The sequence below is a fragment of the Leminorella grimontii genome, from assembly GCF_039789245.1.
GTDB classification, from domain to species: domain Bacteria; phylum Pseudomonadota; class Gammaproteobacteria; order Enterobacterales; family Enterobacteriaceae; genus Leminorella; species Leminorella grimontii.
In genome coordinates this window covers 3,969,379-3,986,874 of record NZ_CP146357.1, presented here as the reverse complement: position 1 = coordinate 3,986,874, position 17,496 = coordinate 3,969,379, and the positions used below count along the sequence as shown (strand labels likewise).

Sequence of the window (17,496 nt, the reverse complement as noted above, 5' to 3'; positions counted from 1 at the left end):
AAATAAGGTGATAAATCATGGATGAAGCCGTGTTAAAAACGTATCTGGCCGAGCGCGTCAGGGCATTCGGTGAAAAGTGGAACCTGATTGAAAACGATATTCACACTCAAAGCCGAGAAGAAGATAGCGCCCTGCGTGAACAGTATCCCGGCATCGAATATCACTATGCCCCAAGGACCAACTGGTTTGCGCCCTTCGGCGAGCGCACTTCGCCACTGTTTGACGAGTTCTGCACGGACAAACGCAGGGTGTACGGTGGTAAGAACCCGAAGAGTTTCGGCTTTCCGTCCAAATTCAACGGCATTGAAGATCCACTGGAAGTCAACGTAGAGATAAAAACCAAAAGCCGTGCCGAAGTGTACGTTAAGACGCAGAGCCAGTTTAAGGACGAGTATCTGTTCATCATGTTGAAAAAGGCCGGAGAATGGCGGTTCGACAGCTATAAGAATCGGCGCTACGGCAATGAAAAGTGGAGCTCGTCGATACTTTAACTATTTTAAATTACGATTTTCCACGCTAGTTCCAATCAGTTTTTTATCTCGTTATACGTCTCGATGGATTAATTTCTGTCGAGGCGTTTTCGATTGTTCGCAGTAAATGTAAGTGTTTTATTTCATTTCGATATTATTTTATTTTGATATATTTTGTTACCTTTTAACCGCTTACGCTCTGATTTTCCAAGGCGCAAAATAGCCGAGCAGCAACGCGTTTATTGTGCTGCTCCTATCAGGGACGATAGCTCGGTTCTAACCCTTTACGCACCCCGTATCTCTCTGAAGGTTCCATTCATAACCATTTCTTGTCTTGAGTAGGACTTATCATATGAAAAAGCTCGTTATCGCCTGTGGACTTGCGCTCTCTTTTAACGCCTTTGCTTCCGGCCACTGGGGGTACAGCGGCGAAGAAGGGCCGGAACACTGGGCTGAACTGTCGCCGGAGTTTTCCGCCTGCCACGCGCAAAACCAGTCCCCGGTGAATTTAACCGGCGCCATCAAGGCGAGCATGGCGCCGTTTAAGCTCAGCTACAAAGCGGGCGCAAAGGACATGGTTAACAACGGGCATACCCTACAGGTCGACTATGCGCCGGGAAGCTTCCTGGAGATTGACGGTATCCGCTTCGAGCTTAAGCAGTTTCACTTCCATACGCCGAGCGAAAACCTGATCGAAGGGCAGTCGTTCCCGATGGAGATCCACTTCGTTCACGCCAGTGAGAAAGGTGAAATTACCGTTCTTGCCGTGATGGTGAAAGAGGGAAAAGAGAACCCAACGCTAGCCGCGCTGTGGAAAGAGATGCCGAAAGAGGGCGCTCAGATTGACTATCAGCAAAGCGTTAACGCGCAGGCGCTGCTGCCCAAGGGGCGTCACTACTATCGTTTTAACGGCTCGCTGACGACCCCGCCGTGTACAGAAGGCGTTCGCTGGCTGGTGCTGAAGGACCCGATTGCGGCAAGTAAAGCGCAGATCGCCTCTTTTGAGAAGACGATGGGGCATCCGAACAGCCGCCCCGTACAGTCGATCAACGCGCGTGACGTATTGAAAGACTAACCTTCCTATCGGCTGAAGTTCAGCTTCAGCTTATTTCAGCAAACCGCCGGAGCGGAGGCTATTACCTAAGGGTTGATGCCACATCCGGCGGTTTTCTTTTCTACCGTCTAAACGTCTATTTTTTATTCTTATATATTTCATCGCATTACTATTTCCAATTCGATCCATTTCACAGTTTCCACATCCGGCCATTGCCTTTCCTTTTTGCATTTCATAATTTGCTACCTCGACGCAGCATTGAATTGAGGCAGGTATGGAAAAGAACTTTTTCATCGGTGTCGACGTGGGTTCCGCCAGCGTCAGGGCCGGAATATTCACGCCAAAGGGAGAGCGGCTGGCCTTTGCCGTTCGGCCTATTGCGCAATTTCACTCGGGTGAAAGTCAGGTAGAGCAGTCCTCGGCGGATATCTGGCTGCGCGTGTGCGAGACGGTGAAAGAGGCGGTTGCTCTCAGTGGCGTTAGCGCTGGCACCGTCAGCTCCATCGGCTTTGACGCCACCTGCTCGCTGGTCGCCGTGGGCGAAGGCGGCAGCCCTGTTTCCGTATCGGAAAGCGGATCTCCCGAAAGAGACATTGTCATGTGGATGGACCATCGCGCGACGGAGGAAGCCACCGCCATCAACCTGACCAACGACCCGGCGCTACAGTACGTCGGCGGCGAAGTCAGCGTTGAGATGGAACTCCCCAAAATTTTATGGATAAAGCGCCACTACCCTGAACGCTATCGGCAGGTGTGGCGCTTTTTCGATCTGGCGGACTATCTGGTTTGGCGCGCCAGCGGCGCCGACGCCGCCAGCGTGTGTACGCTGACCTGCAAGTGGAACTACCTTGCCCACGAGGGGCGCTTTAGCGATAGCCTGCTGGCGGACGTCGGCCTGAAAGACGTACTGAGCAAGGTGCCGCCAAAGGTGCTCGAGCTTGGCGAACGGGCCGGAACGCTGTGCGAAAGCGCTGCCCATCAGTTTGGCCTGACGACGCGCGTAGTCGTGGCCGGCGGCATTATTGACGCCCACGCGGGCGGGCTGGCGCTGGCGGCGGCTAACCCTGCGGGCAGCCTGACGATTATCAGCGGCACCTCGAACTGTCATATGGTCGCAAGCGCCGATCCGGTGATGGTGCCGGGCGTCTGGGGGCCGTACTTTGGCGCGATGCTGCCGAAGCTTTGGCTTAACGAAGGCGGGCAAAGCGCCGCCGGCGCGCTGGTAGACTGGACGCTAAATCAGAGCGCGGCGTGGGCCGGGCTGGTTTCTGAGGCGAAAGCGCGGGGAGAAAGTCCCTATGCGTTACTGAATCGTCAGGTCGAGCTGCTGGAGCGCCAAGAGCATTACCCCACCAGCCACTACCACGTTTTAGCCGACCACCACGGCAACCGCTCCCCGCGCGCCAACCCTGACGCGCGCGGCATGGCCTCGGGGCTGTCGCTGGAGACGGGTGTCAGCGAGCTGGCGCGGCGCTATCTGGCGACGCTGCAGGCCATCGCCTACGGCACCCGACACATTATTGAATCACTGGTGGAAGCCGGCCACCGCATCGAGCGCATCGTGATGTGCGGCGGCGCGACGAAGAACCCGCTGTGGCTGCGCGAATACGCCAACGCCACCGGGCACGCCATTCACCTGGCGGAAGAAGAGGATGCCGTCACCCTGGGGGCCGCCCTGCTGGGAGCGGTAGCCTGCGGCGCGTTTGACGGCTTTGCCGATGCGGCCCGCGCCATGGTGCGCGAAGGCAGGCGAATCGAACCGGACGCCTCTAGCTACGCTTTCCACGACGCGAAGTACCGCGTCTATCTCCAAATGTATCAGGACCAGCAGCGCTATGCCGACGTGATGTATCGCGCCTGCTCTCTTTCAAACGATAAAACCATTGATGAACAACAGGACGATTAACATGCTTAAACTCTCACTTCCGCCTTCACCGGCAACGCTCGGCGTCAAGGGCCGTCAGGTTCTGATGGTGACCAACGCCGATTTGCGCGAACCGGCCAACGTGACCTGCTGGCCGGTACAGGAAAAGTTTGAACAAAAGCTGGCGCAGGCGCTTTCCGCACAGGGCTATGAAATGAAGCGCGCTCACCCGGTCAGCCAGGCCAGAGGCCACGGCTTTATCAGCAGCCAGAAAGAGGGCAGCGACCTGTTCGCAGCGATCGACCCCGATGCGCCGGTGATCGTACTGCTGACCGCATGGCAGTACTCGCACCACGTTGCGCCGTCGCTGGCGAAGCATCGCGGCCCGGTGCTGCTTCTGGCCAACTTTGACGGCACTTGGCCGGGATTGGTGGGGATGCTGTGCCTAGCGGGCACGTTGACCAGCCTCGGTAAGCCCTATTCCCGCCTGTGGTCGGAGAACTTTGACGACGACCTGTTTATCAACGGGCTGCAAACCTGGCTGCGCTATGGCGCGCTCTCCCACAAAACCGACTACCTGCACGACGTGGCGGCCAGCCATCCGGTGATGGCGACCAAAGAAGGGGCGATCGGCCGCGAAGTGGGCGAATATATCCTGCGTCACAAGGCGATCTTAGGCCTGTTCGACACCTTCTGTATGGGGATGATCAACGGCGTATTTCCACAAAAGGCGCTGGTGGACATCGGCATGCCGCTGGAGTCGCTGTCGCAGTCCGCCCTGCTGGTGGAGATGGCGAAAGTGCCGGACGCGCTGCGCGAAGCCTGCGTGAAGTGGTATGAGGATCGCGGCATGACGTTTATGTTCGGCACGGATAGCAAAACCGAACTGACCCGCGAGCAGGTGAAGGAACAGTGTGCGATGATGATCGCTATGGCGCGCTTCACCAAGCGCTTTGGCCTGTCTGCGGTCGGCGTGCAGTATCAGCAGGGCCTGAAGGACAGCTGCGCGGCCTCGGACTTCGCGGAAGGCGCTATCGGCTCAACCGAGCGTTTCCCGATCCCGGACGAAAACGGCGATATTATTTGCCCCGGGCAGCCCATCCCCTGCATCAACGAAGTGGATATGGGCACGGCAATCCCACAGACTATGCTCTGGCGCCTGCTTTCCGGGCTGGGGCTGCCGTCAGAAACCACGCTGCACGACATCCGCTGGGGCAGCGAGTATCAGGGCGTATTCTATTGGGACTTTGAGATTTCCGGCGCGGTGCCGTTTGAGCACCTCAAGGGCGGTATCGCCGGCGCGACCGGCTATCGCCAGCCGCCGATGTTCTTCCCCTACGGTGGTGCGACCATCTGCGGCCAGGGCAAAGCCGGGCGCTTTGTTTGGGCGCGAGCCCACTATGAGGGAACGAGCGTCGTGATGCACATCGGCACCGGCCATGCAGTGGAGCTGCCGAAAGAAGAGTTTGAGCGCCGTCGCCGCGCGACCAACTACGAGTGGCCGCTGCTTAACGGCGTACTGGACGGCGTGAGCCGCGACGACCTGATGGCGGGCCACCAGAGTAACCACATTACCATCGCCTACGTGGACGAAGCCCACCTAAACGGCGTGCTGAAGGCCTTTGTGGCGCAGTGTTTGACGCAGGGCATTCAGGTTAAGGTCGCCGGTGAGGCGTATAAAGCGCTTGGAGAGGGCGTGTAACATGAGCAACCAAAAATACGTTGGCGTGTGGCCAGTGATGCTGACGCCGTTCGATGAACGCAAAGAGATAGACTGGGCATCGCTGGAAAAGTTGGTGGAGTGGTATTTGGCGGCGGGCGTTCACGGGCTGTTTGCCGACTGCCAGTCGAGCGAGATGTTTTTCTTAAGCGACGATGAGGCCCGTAAACTGGTGCGCTTTATCGTCGAAAAGGTTGACGGACGCGTGCCGGTCGTCGCCTCCGGCCATACTGCCACCGCGTTTGACCATCAGCGCGAACAGGTTGCTGGCATGGCGGAAACCGGCGTTGACGGCGTTATCTTTATCAGCAACCGTCTGGCGCTGGCCGGTGAAAGCGACGAAGCGGCGCTGGAGGCGCTTAAGCTTTTGACCGCGGCGGTACCCGAGCGCGTCGACCTGGGGATTTACGAATGCCCGTATCCCTATAAGCGGCTGCTGTCGGACAATACCGTCGCCTGGTGCGCCCAGAGCGGGCGCTACGCCTTCATCAAGGATACCTGTTGCGATATCAACATCATCAGGCGTCGGCTAGCCCTGTGCGAAGGCAGTCGCCTGCATCTGGCGAACGCCAACAGCCAGACGCTGCTTGCGTCGTTCCAGGCCGGCTGCAAGGCGTTCAGCGGCGTGATGGCAAACTTCCACCCAGAGCTGTACGTCTGGCTGTATGAGCACTGGCAAAGCGAGCCGGAAAAAGCGCAAAAGCTGTCCGACTATCTGTCGACGGCGGCGCTGATTGAGCACGTGGACTACCCGGTATGCGCGAAATATTTCCAGCAATCGATTGGGAATTTCCGTACCATAGCCTGCCGCGTGCGCAACAGCAGCGGCTTTAACCAGACGTTCTTCCCGCAGGCGACGGACGCCATGGTGAGGCTGGGGCAGGACGTCAAGAGCGCGTTAAAACTATAAAAATCGTTAAAAGGGGTCGTGTTATGGATTTTGTTAAATCACAAGCTCAGTTCCTGTTGGATAAGAACGACTTGCCGTTCAACAACTGCCATGCGTCGACCCTCGCCGTTTTGCCCGAGCGCGACCGCATTCTGGTCGCCTATTTTGCCGGTCAAAAAGAGGGCAGCGACGACACCGCCATCTGGCTGTCCATCAATGACGGGGAGAAGTGGCGGCCCGCCCGGCGCATCATGGCCGAAGCGGGGCTGGCCCACTGGAACCCGGTGTTACACGCCGAAGGCGGCAGGCTGTGGCTGTTTTATAAGGTTGGCCCGGACGTACATCATTGGACGACGCGCGTAGCCACCTCCGACGACGGCGGCGAACGCTGGAGTGAACCGCGCGAGCTGGTTTCAGGCGATCGAACGCCGCGCGGGCCGGTTAAAAACAAGCTGCTGGTGATGTCCAACGGCGAGTGGCTGGCCCCCGGTTCGGTCGAGGACGACCGCTATTGGGATGCCTTTGTCGATATTTCCGCCGATCGCGGCGCAGGCTGGCGCAGGGTGGATATCCCTATTGAACACGTCCAGCCCGCATCGGCGAAGGAAGGCGGCGTCTGGCAGGGGCTTAAGAACGACGCTCTGTGGGAGACCGATCTTGAGCGGGTATTCCAGTGGGACGGCGTAATTCAGCCGACCCTGTGGGAATCCGAGCCGGGATGCGTGCATGCGATGATGCGCAGCACCCGCGGCCACGTTTACCGCAGCGACTCAAAGGACTACGGGCGCAGCTGGAGCCCGGCCTATGCGACGCCGCTTCCCAACAACAACAGCGGCATTGACGTTGTCGCTATGAAAAGCGGGCTACTGGCGCTGGCCTATAACCCGATTGCCGGCAACTGGGGCCGTCGGTATCCTGTTTCCGTTAGTTTCTCAAACGATAACGGAGCGAGCTGGTCGTCGCGGCTTGATTTAGAAAGCGGCGAAGGCGAATTTTCCTATCCGGCGATTGTCGCCGTTGGCAGTAATCTTCACGTGACCTACACGTGGAACCGTAAGAACATCGTGTACCAACGCATAACGCTTAACTCTGTTTTACATAATAAAAACTGTGGAGAACCCTCATGAAGAAAGGCTTATTTACCACATTAGCTACCGCGATGACCCTGCTGGCGCCGCTCGGCATGGCGCAGGCGGAGCAGGTCTTAACTTACCCTACCAAAAACATTGAAGTCGTTATTCCGAAAAACCCCGGCGGCGGCACCGACACCTCGGCCCGTACCGTGATTGAATTTGCCCGCGACCGGATGCCGCAGGGCACCATGTTCGTACCGGTCAACAAGCCTGCCGGCAACGGTCTGACCGGGCTTATCGAAGTCGCCAAGGCTAAGCCGGACGGCTACAAGCTGGTGATGACCACGGTGGAACTGGCGATGTTCCCGCACCAGAACAAGTCGCCGGTGACCTACAAAGACTTTACGCCGCTGGTCACCACCATCGCTGACCCGGTGGCGGTCGTTGTGAACGCCAAGTCTCCCTATACCTCGTTGCAGTCCTTTGTCGACGCGGCCAAGGCCGAGCCGGGCAAGCTGAAGGTCGGCAACTCCGGCATGGGCGCTATTTACCACCTGGCGGCGGTCAACATGGAGAAGCAACTGGGCGTCAAGTTTAACCACATCCCCTATAACGAAGGCACCGGACCGTCTATCGCCGCGCTGGTGGGCGGGCACATCGATGCCGTGTTGACTACGCCGGGCTCGGTGAAGTCGCAGGTGGATGCGGGCATGCTCAAAGTGTTGGGCGTGATGGATGAGAAGCGCTTCGAGCTGTTCCCGGACGTCCCGACCTTTAAAGAGGCGCTGGGACTGGACGTGAACGTGAAAATGCGCGCCTGGGCAGTGCTGGCCACCACGGCTAAAGTGCCTGACGACGTGAAGAAGCAGCTGGTGGGCGCCTTTACCGAAGTGGTGAAAACGCCGGCCTATCAGGAAGCGCTGAAGAAGCAGGGCATCATGCCGGTGGTGATTGCCGGTGACGACGCTTACAACATGATGAAAGAAGACGACGAGATGTACAAAGCGCTGATTGCTGACACCATGAAAAAGTAATCAACGGCAATAACTCCCGCGGGCGTTTGCCCGCGGGAGGGAGACATTCTCATGCGGAAAATGAACATTCTGGTCGGCGCATTTTCGGTGCTGTTTGGCCTGCTCATCCTCTATCTTTCTAAAGATATGAGCATGTTTGACGAATATGGCGTGCCGGGTGAGCGGTTCTGGCCCTACGGGCTGGCGTGGCTGTTTATCGGTCTCGGCGTATTGCAGTGGATCGAAGTGGCGGTTCGGCGGCTGAGCCTGGTGGATGCGACGGTAGACCTCGGCTCAATCTCCGTGCGCAGGGCCTATTTGGTCGCGGTGGTATTGGCGCTGTACGGCGTATTGCTTAACTACGCGGGCTTTATCATCGCCTCCGTGGTGCTTATCCCAGTGTTGATGTGGATGATGGGTGAACGGCGGCCCGCTTTTATCGCGGTGATGACGGTAGCGATCGTGGCCGTGATTTACGTATCGTTCACCATGATCTTCAACTCGCCCCTGCCGATCTCCGAATTTTTAGAATAAAGGACGAAGGAATAACGAGATGAATGAAATTCTGGAAGCCCTTTTTATCGTATTCAGCCTGGAAACCGTCTCCATGATCCTGCTCGGCGTGCTGGCCGGCATCATCATCGGCGCGCTGCCTGGGCTTACGGTCAACATGGGGATAGCGCTGCTGCTGCCGTTGACCTATTCGTTTCAAGGCATGACGGGGATTTTACTGCTGCTCGGCGTCTACTGCGGCGCGGTGTACGGCGGTTCGATTACCGCCATCCTGATAAGTACGCCGGGTACGCCCGCGTCGGCGGCGACGGTGCTTGACGGCTACCCGATGGCGAAAAAGGGCGAGGCGGGGCGGGCGCTCGGGCTTTCTACGCTGGCTTCCATGTTTGGCGGCCTGTTCAGCACCGTGGCGCTGGTCATGATTGCGCCGCTGCTGGCTAAAGTCGCGACCGGCTTCTCCGCGCCGGAGTACTTTGCGCTGGCGGTATTCGGCATCAGCATTATTACCAGCGTCTCGTCGCAGTCGATAATCAAAGGGCTTATCGGTGGTGCGCTCGGCCTGTTTATCGCCACCATCGGGCTGGACCCGATGACCAGCGGCATGCGCTTTACCTTTGACTCCATCTACCTGATGGGCGGCATCTCCTTCATTCCCGTGCTGGTCGGGCTGTTTGCCTTCTCGCAGGGGCTTTTGAGCTTCGAAGAGGACAACCGCGAGCGGCTGAGCGGGCAGGCGAAAATCCTGAAGGCTAACATCACGCGCATTTTGCCGACCTGGCTGGACTTCAAGCGCGTGCTGCCGACCTACATCCGCTCTTCCGTTATCGGTACCGGTATCGGCGCGGTGCCGGGCGTCGGCGGCGATATTGCCTCGTTTATCGCCTATAACGAAGCCAAACGCTGGTCCAAACACCCGGAAGAGTTCGGCCACGGTTCGCCGGAGGGCGTATCCGCACCGGAGGCGGGGGCCAACTCGGTTGCGGGCGGTGCGATGGTGCCGTTGATGACGCTCGGCATTCCCGGCGATGGCGCGACGGCCATCATCATGGGCGCTTTCATGGTGCAGGGGCTGGCGCTGGGGCCACAGCTGTTTACCGACCATCCGGTCGAGGTGAACGCTATCTTTATCGGCCTGTTCGCCGCCAACCTGTTTATGGGCATCATGGGCTTTATGGGCATGCGCCTGTTCGCCAGAGTGATGGACGTTCCTAGACGCGTGCTGGTGCCGGTGATTTTCATCCTGTGCAGCGTGGGCGCCTATGCGGTTAACCACAGCATGACCGACGTGTTTGTGATGATGGGATCAGGCTTTTTGGCCTACATTATGATCAAGCTGGACTTTTCCATGTCGCCAATCGTTATCGGCATTATTTTGGGGCCAATGGCGGAGTCCAACCTGCGTCGCGCGCTGATGATGTCGGAAGGCGATCCTTCCGTGCTGCTAACGCGCCCCATCTGCGCCACCTTCCTGATTATTGCGGTATTGACGCTGGTGCTGCCGGTTGTCGGCCCTAAGATTAAGTCGTTTCTCCGGGCGCGTAAGGCGGCGCGCGAACAGGAATCTCAGTAACCGTTCGTGCCGATTGCCCAATCTCGGGCAATCGGCGCTCTTCTCTCACTTTATTGGCTACCCGCTACATAAATAAGCGTATTTACCGTATCCTGTTTGGTCGGGCGGACGTCGCCATAAGGGAATTAAACGGATAAAAAAGCATGGCCAAAACCATCGAGCAAATAGCTAATGCGCTGAACCTGTCGATTACCACCGTACGGCTGGTGCTGAACGGCAAGGCGGAGCGCTATCGAATCAGCGTCAAAACGCAGGAAAAGATAGCCGCCTACGTGAGCGAGCACGGCTATACCGTTAACCATACCGCCCGCAGCCTGAAGCTGAATAAAACCGAAACCTTTGGTCTGGTGATCCCCCGCTTGTCCAACCCCTTTTTCGCCGCGCTGGCGGAGCTTTTGGAGATCCGCTGTCGGGCAATGGGCTATCAGCTGATGATAAGCTGTACTTACGGCGATCCGAAGTATGAAAACCGGCTGGTGAAGTCGCTGGAAGAGCGCAACGTCGACGGTATTTTCGTCGTTTCCGTCGACGCGAAAAGTCAGGCGCATCACGTCAAGCATCGCAGCAAGCCGCTGGTGTTTCTTGACCGGGATTTCGGCGTAGCGGACGCTTCCTGCGTTATTACCGACAACCGCGACGGCGGTTACCGGCTGACGGCCGCCATGCTGGATAGCCCGATGGTGAATAAGACTCAGCAACCTATCCATTTCTTCGTCGGCGACGTTGGGCTTCCCACTATCGCCGAGCGCCTGAGCGGCTACGTCGCGGCCATGGCCGAGCGCGGCATGGAGCGGGACGAGCGCCATCTCTCTTACGCCGATCACAACCGGGTAGAGGACGGCGAGCTGATGATGAATCGCTATATCGAGCTGCACGGCGAATCGCCGGTGAACTTTATCGCTTCGTCCCTGCCGATCCTGGAAGGCGGATTAAGCGTGCTGCGCGAGCGCTACGGCTATATTCCCAGCCGTATCAACATCGGCACCTTCGACGAACACGTGATGCTGAGCTTTCTGGGCAATAATCTCTGGTCAATGCGGCAGGACGAAAAGGGGCTGGTGGAAAACGCCTGCCGGGTTATGCTTGCCAAGCTGAAAAACGAGGCGACGGGCGAGCGCTTTGTGGCGCAGGCGGAGCTAATTAGCCGGATTGGATACGGGCTTTAAGGCCGTAAATGCGGAGCGTTCCGACCGAGGGACAGAGCCTCCGGCCGGGACGATTGGCGCGATGAATCTACGATTTAGGGAATAGCCACACGCACTCCGGCGTCACCGACAGTCGGCACTCGCCGTCGCTCGGCGGCTTAGCGCCGAAGGCGCGCACCACCGGTGAGTCCTCGGCAGCGTCTCGGAACAGGTATTCCCAATGGCTGCCCAGATACATGCTGGTCAAAAGCGGCAGGGTGATGGCGTTTGGCTCGGCATCATCGTTAACCTTAACCTGTTCGACGCGAACCACCGCGATTGCCTCCTGCCCCTCTTTCAGGCCCGGCGCGGCTTTTCCCCATAGGGTCCAGCCCTTGCCCTCGATGCGCGCCTGCTCTCCATGCACCTCCACGATGCGACCGTTGAGCCGGTTGTTGCTGCCCATAAATTCGGCGGTAAACAGGGTGGTCGGCGAGCCGTACATCTGCTGCGGCGTGCCCTGCTGCTCAATAACGCCGTTGTTGAGCAGCAGGATGCGATCGGAAATCGCCATTGCCTCGCTCTGGTCGTGGGTGACCATCAGCGCCGACAGCTCCAGTTCGACAATCAGGCTGCGCAGGAACACCCTCGCCTCTTCGCGCAGTTTGGCGTCGAGGTTGGAGAGCGGCTCGTCGAGCAACAGCACCGGCGGGTTATAAACCAGCGCCCGCCCAATGGCGACGCGCTGCTGCTGGCCGCCCGACAGCTGGTGCGGGTAGCGCTGGCCCAGTTGGCCCAGCCCAAGCTGGTTTTGCACCGCCTCAACGCGCCGTTTGACGTCGGCGGAGGGCGTTTTACGCAGCTTAAGCGGATAGGCGATGTTGTCAAAAATGGTCATGTGCGGCCACAGGGCGTAGGACTGAAATACCAGACCAAGATTGCGATCCTCGACCGGTGTTACCTGACCGCTCTGGCCGTCGTACATCACGCGATCGCCAATTACAATCCGACCCTGACAGGGCGCTTCCAGCCCGGCTACGGCGCGCAGCAGGGTGGTTTTCCCGCTGCCGGAGGGGCCAAGCAGCGTGACCACTTCGCCCTTGTTTAACTGCATTGAGACGCCTTTTAAAACCGGGTTGGTGCCGTAGTTCAAATGCAGCTCGTCTACTGTGAGTTCAGTCATTGAGTTTTACTCCAAAGCGCAGGGCGATCCCTAGCCCGAACATAACCAAAACGATGTTGATAAACGACAGTGCGGCAACGATGTCCACCGCCCCGGTGGCCCAAAGTGATACCAACATCGAACCGATAGTTTCGGTACCCGGTGAGAGTAGGTAGACGCCGGTTGAATATTCGCGTTCGAAAATCAGGAACATCAAAAGCCAGGAACCGATGAGGCCGTAGCGGGCCAGCGGCACCGTTATCTGGCGGGACACCTGGCTCGGCCGCGCCCCGGTGCTGCGGGCCGCCTCTTCCAGCTCCGCGCCGACCTGAAGCAGCGCGGATGAAATCAGCCGCAGGCCGTAGGCCAGCCACACCACCGTATAGGCCAGCCAAACGCTGAAGATGGTGTTGCGCGTGGCGCGCATCCAGACGATGACGTTGTCCCTTATCCACTGTGAGCCGGGCAGCACCGACAGGTAACCGTCGGCTAAGGACTTGTCCATCCACATCGGCGTAAACAGAAACACCCACAGGAAAGCCAGGCCGGCCAGCAGGCCCGGCACCGCGCGGGGCACCAGCACGCTGTAGTCAAGGAAGCGGGTGATGCGGTCCGGTTTGCGGTGCATCGCCAGGCTGATAAAGGTGTAACAGATAACCGCCAGCGCGCCGCCAAACACGCCGATGGCGACCGAGTTAACGATGGCGCGAATCAGGTTAGGCTGCGAGAATACGGTGCGGAACGTATCGAGCGACAGCTGATCGATAAGCGGCACGCCGACGCCCCAGTTGGACACGAAGGCGCGCAGCAGGATGCCGGCCAGCGGTACGAAGATGGTCACCGTCAGCCACAAAACGACGACGGCCGCCGCTATCCAGCGCCATTTGCCCAGCGGCAGCGCGTGGGACTGAGACGCCTTGCCCTTAACGGTGACAAAGCGGTTAGAGGTTTTCATCAGCCAGCGCTGCAGCATAATCAGCGGCACGGTGATACAGATAAGCACCACCGCTACCACCGCCATCAGGTGATAGGAGGGGATGCCGAGCTTGTTGGTCAGCTTGTACAGATAGGTCGCCAGCACCAGGTTGCCTTCCGGGTCGCCCAAGACCAGCATCAGGCCGAACACTTCAAGGCCCAAGAAGAACAGCAGCACGGTAGCGAACAGAATGGCGGGCCTGACCATCGGCAGGCTGACCGATACCATCACCCGAAGCGGAGACGCGCCGGAAATGCGCGCCGCCTCTTCCACGTCGGACCCCATGCTGCGCAGCGCAGATGAGATGTACAGGTAGGCGTGCGGTACGTGAGTCAGGCCGGCGATAATCACGATGCTGGTCATCGAGTAGATGTTCCACGGCACGAAGCCCAGCCACTCCTGCGCCCACAGCGAGAAGAAGCCGACCGGCCCGGCGGACACCACATAGCCAAAGCCCAGCACCATCGGAGAGACGAACACCGGCACCAGGATCATCGGCTCAATCCAGCGGCGGCCCGGCAGATCGGTGCGAACGATGAGAAACGCCAGAATGCCGCCGAGCGGGATAACGATAACCACCAGCCCCAGCGCCAGAATAAAGCCGCTTTTCAGCGCCTTGTAGAAGTCAGGATCGTCGAATACGAAGCGGTAGGCGTCCAGCGAGAACGTCTTATCGGCAACGAAGAAGGGCGCTGAGAACAGGCTCTGGGTGACAATAAGCGCCAGCGGCCCGTAGATAAACAGCGCCGTCAAAGCCACCACGACGCCGCGCGGCAGGCTTTGCCTGAATTTGCGCAATGAATTCATAGCTACTCCCAGTAAATAGTCACTCCCTGTTGAAAAAGGGAAAGGGGCGGCGTGCCTTAGCATCAGCATCTACCGCCCTGATGTCATAGGGAATTATTTACCGGCTGCGGCGCGCCATTTTTTCAGGTAATCCAGCCGCTTGTTTTGTTCCAGATATTCCAACAGGCTATCGTTGACCGGGATCGGTTTGAGCACGTCGCCGAGCTTTTTAGTCAAGCCGTCTACGTCGTTATCGCCGGAGATATCGTTACGAATGGAGGCGATATTCGCCTGATTGGCGACGATGTCCTGGCCTTGTTGAGAGAGCAGGTAGTCCAGCCACAGCTTGGCGGCGTTAACGTTTTTGGCCTGCTTGCTGATAAAGCTGACGCGCGAAAGCACCAGCGTGTAGTCGGACGGGTAGACCATGCCAAGAGAGGAGTCTTTTATCATGCGGGTCTTGGCGTAGGGTTCGAGGATGTTGAACCCCAGCAGGTTCTCGCCGGAGGAAACGCGCTCAAGCATGGTGCCGGTGGACGATTGGACGATCATGCCCGCGCTGGCGGTATCCTTCAGGTGTGCGAAGTAGTCAGGGTCGTGCTTCATGTCCTCGACCGACAGCATAAAGCCCAGAGCTGATTTCTCGATGTCATAGGTGGTGACTTTGTTTTTGAAACGATCCTGCTGGCCTTTCACCAGCTTAGCCAGATCCGCGTGAGACTTGGGCGCTTCGTCTTCTTTAATCAGGCGCTTGTTGTAGATAAACACCAGAGGTTCGAAAGTGGTGCCGTAAGCGGTGTCTTTCCAGACGGCCCAGGCGGGCAGCTTGTCGGCTTCGGGCGAGCGGTAGTTGAGTGCATAGTCTTTCGCCAGTTTCAGCGCGGTATCCATCGACGAGCTCCAGACCACGTCGCCGCTGCCGCTGAACGAGGCCTGCTCGCTGACGTAGCGGTTGTAGATCTCGGTGCTGTTCATGTCGTTGTATTCAACGGTGATGTCGGGGTACAGCTTTTGAAAGCCTTTGATGATCGGCTGAGCGGTGGCGGTGTCGGTGGTGGAGTAAATCACCACTTTTCCCTCTTTGTTGGCCGCATCGATGATTTTCTGGTAGTCGGCAGGATAGTTTGCCGGAACGGCGGCGAAAGCGGTACTGACGCTGAGCGCCAGCAGGCCCGCCGTGAACAGATATGCTTGCTTTGCCATAGTGATTACCCATTTTATCGTGGTTATGAACTTATCGTTCCGTCCATGGCCTCACCGCCGCAAGCGGCGCTTGTCCTGTGACTCAAATTATTGGTGTATGGACAATTAAGTATGGTTAGTAATTGAACAGCGGCAAGGTAAATGATAATAAATTGTTAATTATTTGTGACTTGATTCAAATTATTAGTTTAGGTAAGTGATCTTTTAAATTCTATACAAACGCTAAGATAGGAAACCGTTAGGCGCCGAGCTAATAGCGCAGCCACTGATTCTTGGTGGTGAACTGATCGCATTTTAGGGAAGTCATTGTATGAAATGGAACGTCTCCTCCCTGTGGCCCGCCGCGCTGCCGTTTTTGTTAGCCGCGTGCTCATCTTCCTCCCCCTCTTCCTTTGGCGACGGTGTGCCTTTTTACGGCAGCGCTGACGGCATATCGAGCGCTAAAGTGATAGCGCCCGCGAAGCGGATTTCATCAGAGGTAAACGCGGTCACGTTGACGCTCGATATGCGCAACGACCGCGATGATATCGCCTGGCGGGATGCGGTGGCGTTGAGCCGCGCTAGCGCCGGATCGTGCTGGCAAATAGATAACGTAATTTTTGATGAAGACACCAATACTTCGTCGCTACAGGACATTCTGCGCGACGAAGAAGAATGAGGTTGCCTGCGGCCGGGCCTCTTTATCTACGCCTGGCCGCAGTAAGAATTACAGGCCTACAGGTTCTCTATTTCCAATGACTTCATGTCTATCACAAAGCGATACCTCACGTCGCTTTTCAGCATGCGGGTATAGGCCTGATTGATCTCTTGAATATTAATCATCTCAATGTCGCAACCGATGCCGCGCTCGGCGCAGAAGTCCAGCATTTCCTGCGTTTCGGCAATGCCGCCAATCAGCGAGCCGGCCAGCGTTTTGCGGCTCATCACCAAAATGCCGCTGTGAAGTGGCGGCTCTACCAGCTCCAGCAGGCCGACCAGTACGAACGTGCCGTCGCGTTTGAGGGTCGTTAGGTAGGGATTAAGGTCGTGCTGATTGGGCACGGTATCGAGAATAAAGTCAAAGTGGTTGCTGACGGCCTGCATCTGCACGTCGTCGGTGGAAATCACCACGTGGTTGGCCCCAAGGCGGCGTGCTTCCCGCTCTTTTCCCGGCGAGCGGGTAAACAGCGTGACGTCCGCCCCAAAGGCATGAGCGAACTTCAGCGCCATGTGCCCCAGGCCGCCCAGGCCTACGATCGCCACTTTGTCTCCCGGTCCGACCTTCCAGTGGCGCAGCGGTGAATAGGTGGTGATGCCGGCGCACAGCAGCGGCGCGGCGGAGGCCTTATCCAACGCGTTCGGCAGGCGCAGTACGAACTTTTCGGACACTACGACAGCCTCCGAATAGCCGCCGTAGGTGATACTGCCGTCGTGTCTGTCCCGACCGTTGTAGGTGAGCGTCATGCCGTTTTCGCAATACTGCTCCAGTCCCTCTTTACAGGACGCGCATTCCTGGCAGGAGTCTACCAGACAGCCGACGCCGACCCAGTCGCCGGCTTTAAATTTACTAACTCTGGCGCCAACCGCCGTTACCTTTCCTACGATTTCATGGCCGGGTACAACCGGGTAAATCGTGTTGTGCCACTCGTTCCTTACCTGATGCAGGTCGGAGTGACAGACGCCGCAATAGTGAATTTTAATCGATACGTCATCTTCACGCAGCTCACGGCGGCTAATGGGGTGGAGTGCGACGGGAGAGGTTTCTGAAACGGCAGCAAAGCTGCGTATGCGCATAGTCATGAGTTTCACCTTGTGATGATTAGCGAGGATGACTTTAAGGGTAGTGCAAAATGAGGGAGCGAGGAAAAATTCAGCCCTACTGGCGCAATAGGGAAGGGGTATCGTTGAACAAAATGAAGCGAGTAAGTTAGTTTAAGGGGGGACAATAATACGCGTATCCGCGCTATTTTTTAACACCACGTTCTTTCCCATAAAAAATGTAACCACTGCTTTGAGTTAGGATTATTTGTTGATTATTAAATGAAAATTTACATCAATATTAAATTTATTCTAAAAGTCCAATTTTAGATTAATTTTATA

15 protein-coding genes are annotated in these 17,496 nt (G+C 57.4%); 11 read left to right on the top strand and 4 right to left on the bottom strand.

The window, feature by feature from the left end:
• Window positions 1–17: 17 nt before the first annotated feature.
• The 10 genes from V8L73_RS18265 to V8L73_RS18220 all read left to right on the top strand — a co-directional run bounded on the left by V8L73_RS18265 (window position 18) and on the right by V8L73_RS18220 (window position 11,332).
• Window positions 18–491, top strand: a complete 474-nt coding sequence (locus V8L73_RS18265) for an NTF2 fold immunity protein (RefSeq protein ID WP_347253667.1) — start codon at window positions 18–20, stop codon at window positions 489–491.
• 331 nt (window positions 492–822) lie between these two features.
• On the top strand, window positions 823–1,545 hold the full coding sequence (locus tag V8L73_RS18260; RefSeq protein ID WP_347253666.1) for a carbonic anhydrase: 723 nt from the start codon (window positions 823–825) through the stop codon (window positions 1,543–1,545).
• Window positions 1,546–1,798: 253 nt separating this feature from the next.
• Window positions 1,799–3,430: an FGGY-family carbohydrate kinase gene (locus tag V8L73_RS18255; protein ID WP_347253665.1), complete on the top strand. Its 1,632-nt coding sequence runs from the start codon at window positions 1,799–1,801 to the stop codon at window positions 3,428–3,430.
• Window position 3,431: 1 nt separating this feature from the next.
• Window positions 3,432–5,090 carry a signal transduction protein gene (locus tag V8L73_RS18250; RefSeq protein WP_347253664.1) on the top strand — a complete coding sequence of 553 codons (1,659 nt, stop codon included), beginning with the start codon at window positions 3,432–3,434 and terminating at the stop codon, window positions 5,088–5,090.
• Between the two features lies 1 nt (window position 5,091).
• A complete protein-coding gene (locus tag V8L73_RS18245; protein ID WP_347253663.1) occupies window positions 5,092–6,018 on the top strand; it encodes a dihydrodipicolinate synthase family protein in 927 nt (308 codons plus the stop codon).
• A 23-nt stretch (window positions 6,019–6,041) separates the two neighbouring features.
• Complete coding sequence (locus tag V8L73_RS18240) at window positions 6,042–7,124, top strand: sialidase family protein (RefSeq protein WP_347253662.1); 1,083 nt, start codon at window positions 6,042–6,044, stop codon at window positions 7,122–7,124.
• Window positions 7,121–8,104, top strand: coding sequence for a tripartite tricarboxylate transporter substrate binding protein (locus V8L73_RS18235; RefSeq protein ID WP_081650796.1), 984 nt, complete (start codon window positions 7,121–7,123; stop codon window positions 8,102–8,104). Before V8L73_RS18240 ends, V8L73_RS18235 begins: the two co-directional genes overlap by 4 nt.
• Before the next feature lie 51 nt (window positions 8,105–8,155).
• Window positions 8,156–8,617 (top strand): tripartite tricarboxylate transporter TctB family protein, encoded by a 462-nt coding sequence (locus V8L73_RS18230; protein ID WP_027275117.1) that lies wholly within the window; start codon window positions 8,156–8,158, stop codon window positions 8,615–8,617.
• Window positions 8,618–8,636: 19 nt separating this feature from the next.
• Window positions 8,637–10,166 carry a tripartite tricarboxylate transporter permease gene (locus V8L73_RS18225; RefSeq protein WP_261832132.1) on the top strand — a complete coding sequence of 510 codons (1,530 nt, stop codon included), beginning with the start codon at window positions 8,637–8,639 and terminating at the stop codon, window positions 10,164–10,166.
• Window positions 10,167–10,309: 143 nt separating this feature from the next.
• Complete coding sequence (locus V8L73_RS18220; protein WP_347253661.1) at window positions 10,310–11,332, top strand: LacI family DNA-binding transcriptional regulator; 1,023 nt, start codon at window positions 10,310–10,312, stop codon at window positions 11,330–11,332.
• A gap of 67 nt (window positions 11,333–11,399) precedes the next feature.
• Here the strand turns inward: V8L73_RS18220 and V8L73_RS18215 are convergent, their stop codons facing one another.
• From V8L73_RS18215 to V8L73_RS18205, 3 genes are all read right to left on the bottom strand, one after another.
• Window positions 11,400–12,473, bottom strand: coding sequence for an ABC transporter ATP-binding protein (locus V8L73_RS18215; RefSeq protein WP_347253660.1), 1,074 nt, complete (start codon window positions 12,471–12,473; stop codon window positions 11,400–11,402).
• Window positions 12,466–14,235: an ABC transporter permease gene (locus tag V8L73_RS18210; RefSeq protein ID WP_027275113.1), complete on the bottom strand. Its 1,770-nt coding sequence runs from the start codon at window positions 14,233–14,235 to the stop codon at window positions 12,466–12,468. Before V8L73_RS18210 ends, V8L73_RS18215 begins: the two co-directional genes overlap by 8 nt.
• A gap of 93 nt (window positions 14,236–14,328) precedes the next feature.
• Window positions 14,329–15,417, bottom strand: coding sequence for an ABC transporter substrate-binding protein (locus tag V8L73_RS18205; RefSeq protein WP_036024112.1), 1,089 nt, complete (start codon window positions 15,415–15,417; stop codon window positions 14,329–14,331).
• Between the two features lie 310 nt (window positions 15,418–15,727).
• Between V8L73_RS18205 and V8L73_RS18200 the strand changes: the two genes are divergently transcribed.
• Entirely contained in the window at window positions 15,728–16,075 is a 348-nt protein-coding gene (locus tag V8L73_RS18200; RefSeq protein WP_347253659.1) for a hypothetical protein, read from the top strand.
• Window positions 16,076–16,131: 56 nt separating this feature from the next.
• Here V8L73_RS18200 and V8L73_RS18195 read toward each other — a convergent pair whose 3' ends face one another.
• Window positions 16,132–17,196, bottom strand: a complete 1,065-nt coding sequence (locus tag V8L73_RS18195) for an NAD(P)-dependent alcohol dehydrogenase (RefSeq protein WP_309297016.1) — start codon at window positions 17,194–17,196, stop codon at window positions 16,132–16,134.
• Window positions 17,197–17,496 lie beyond the last annotated feature (300 nt).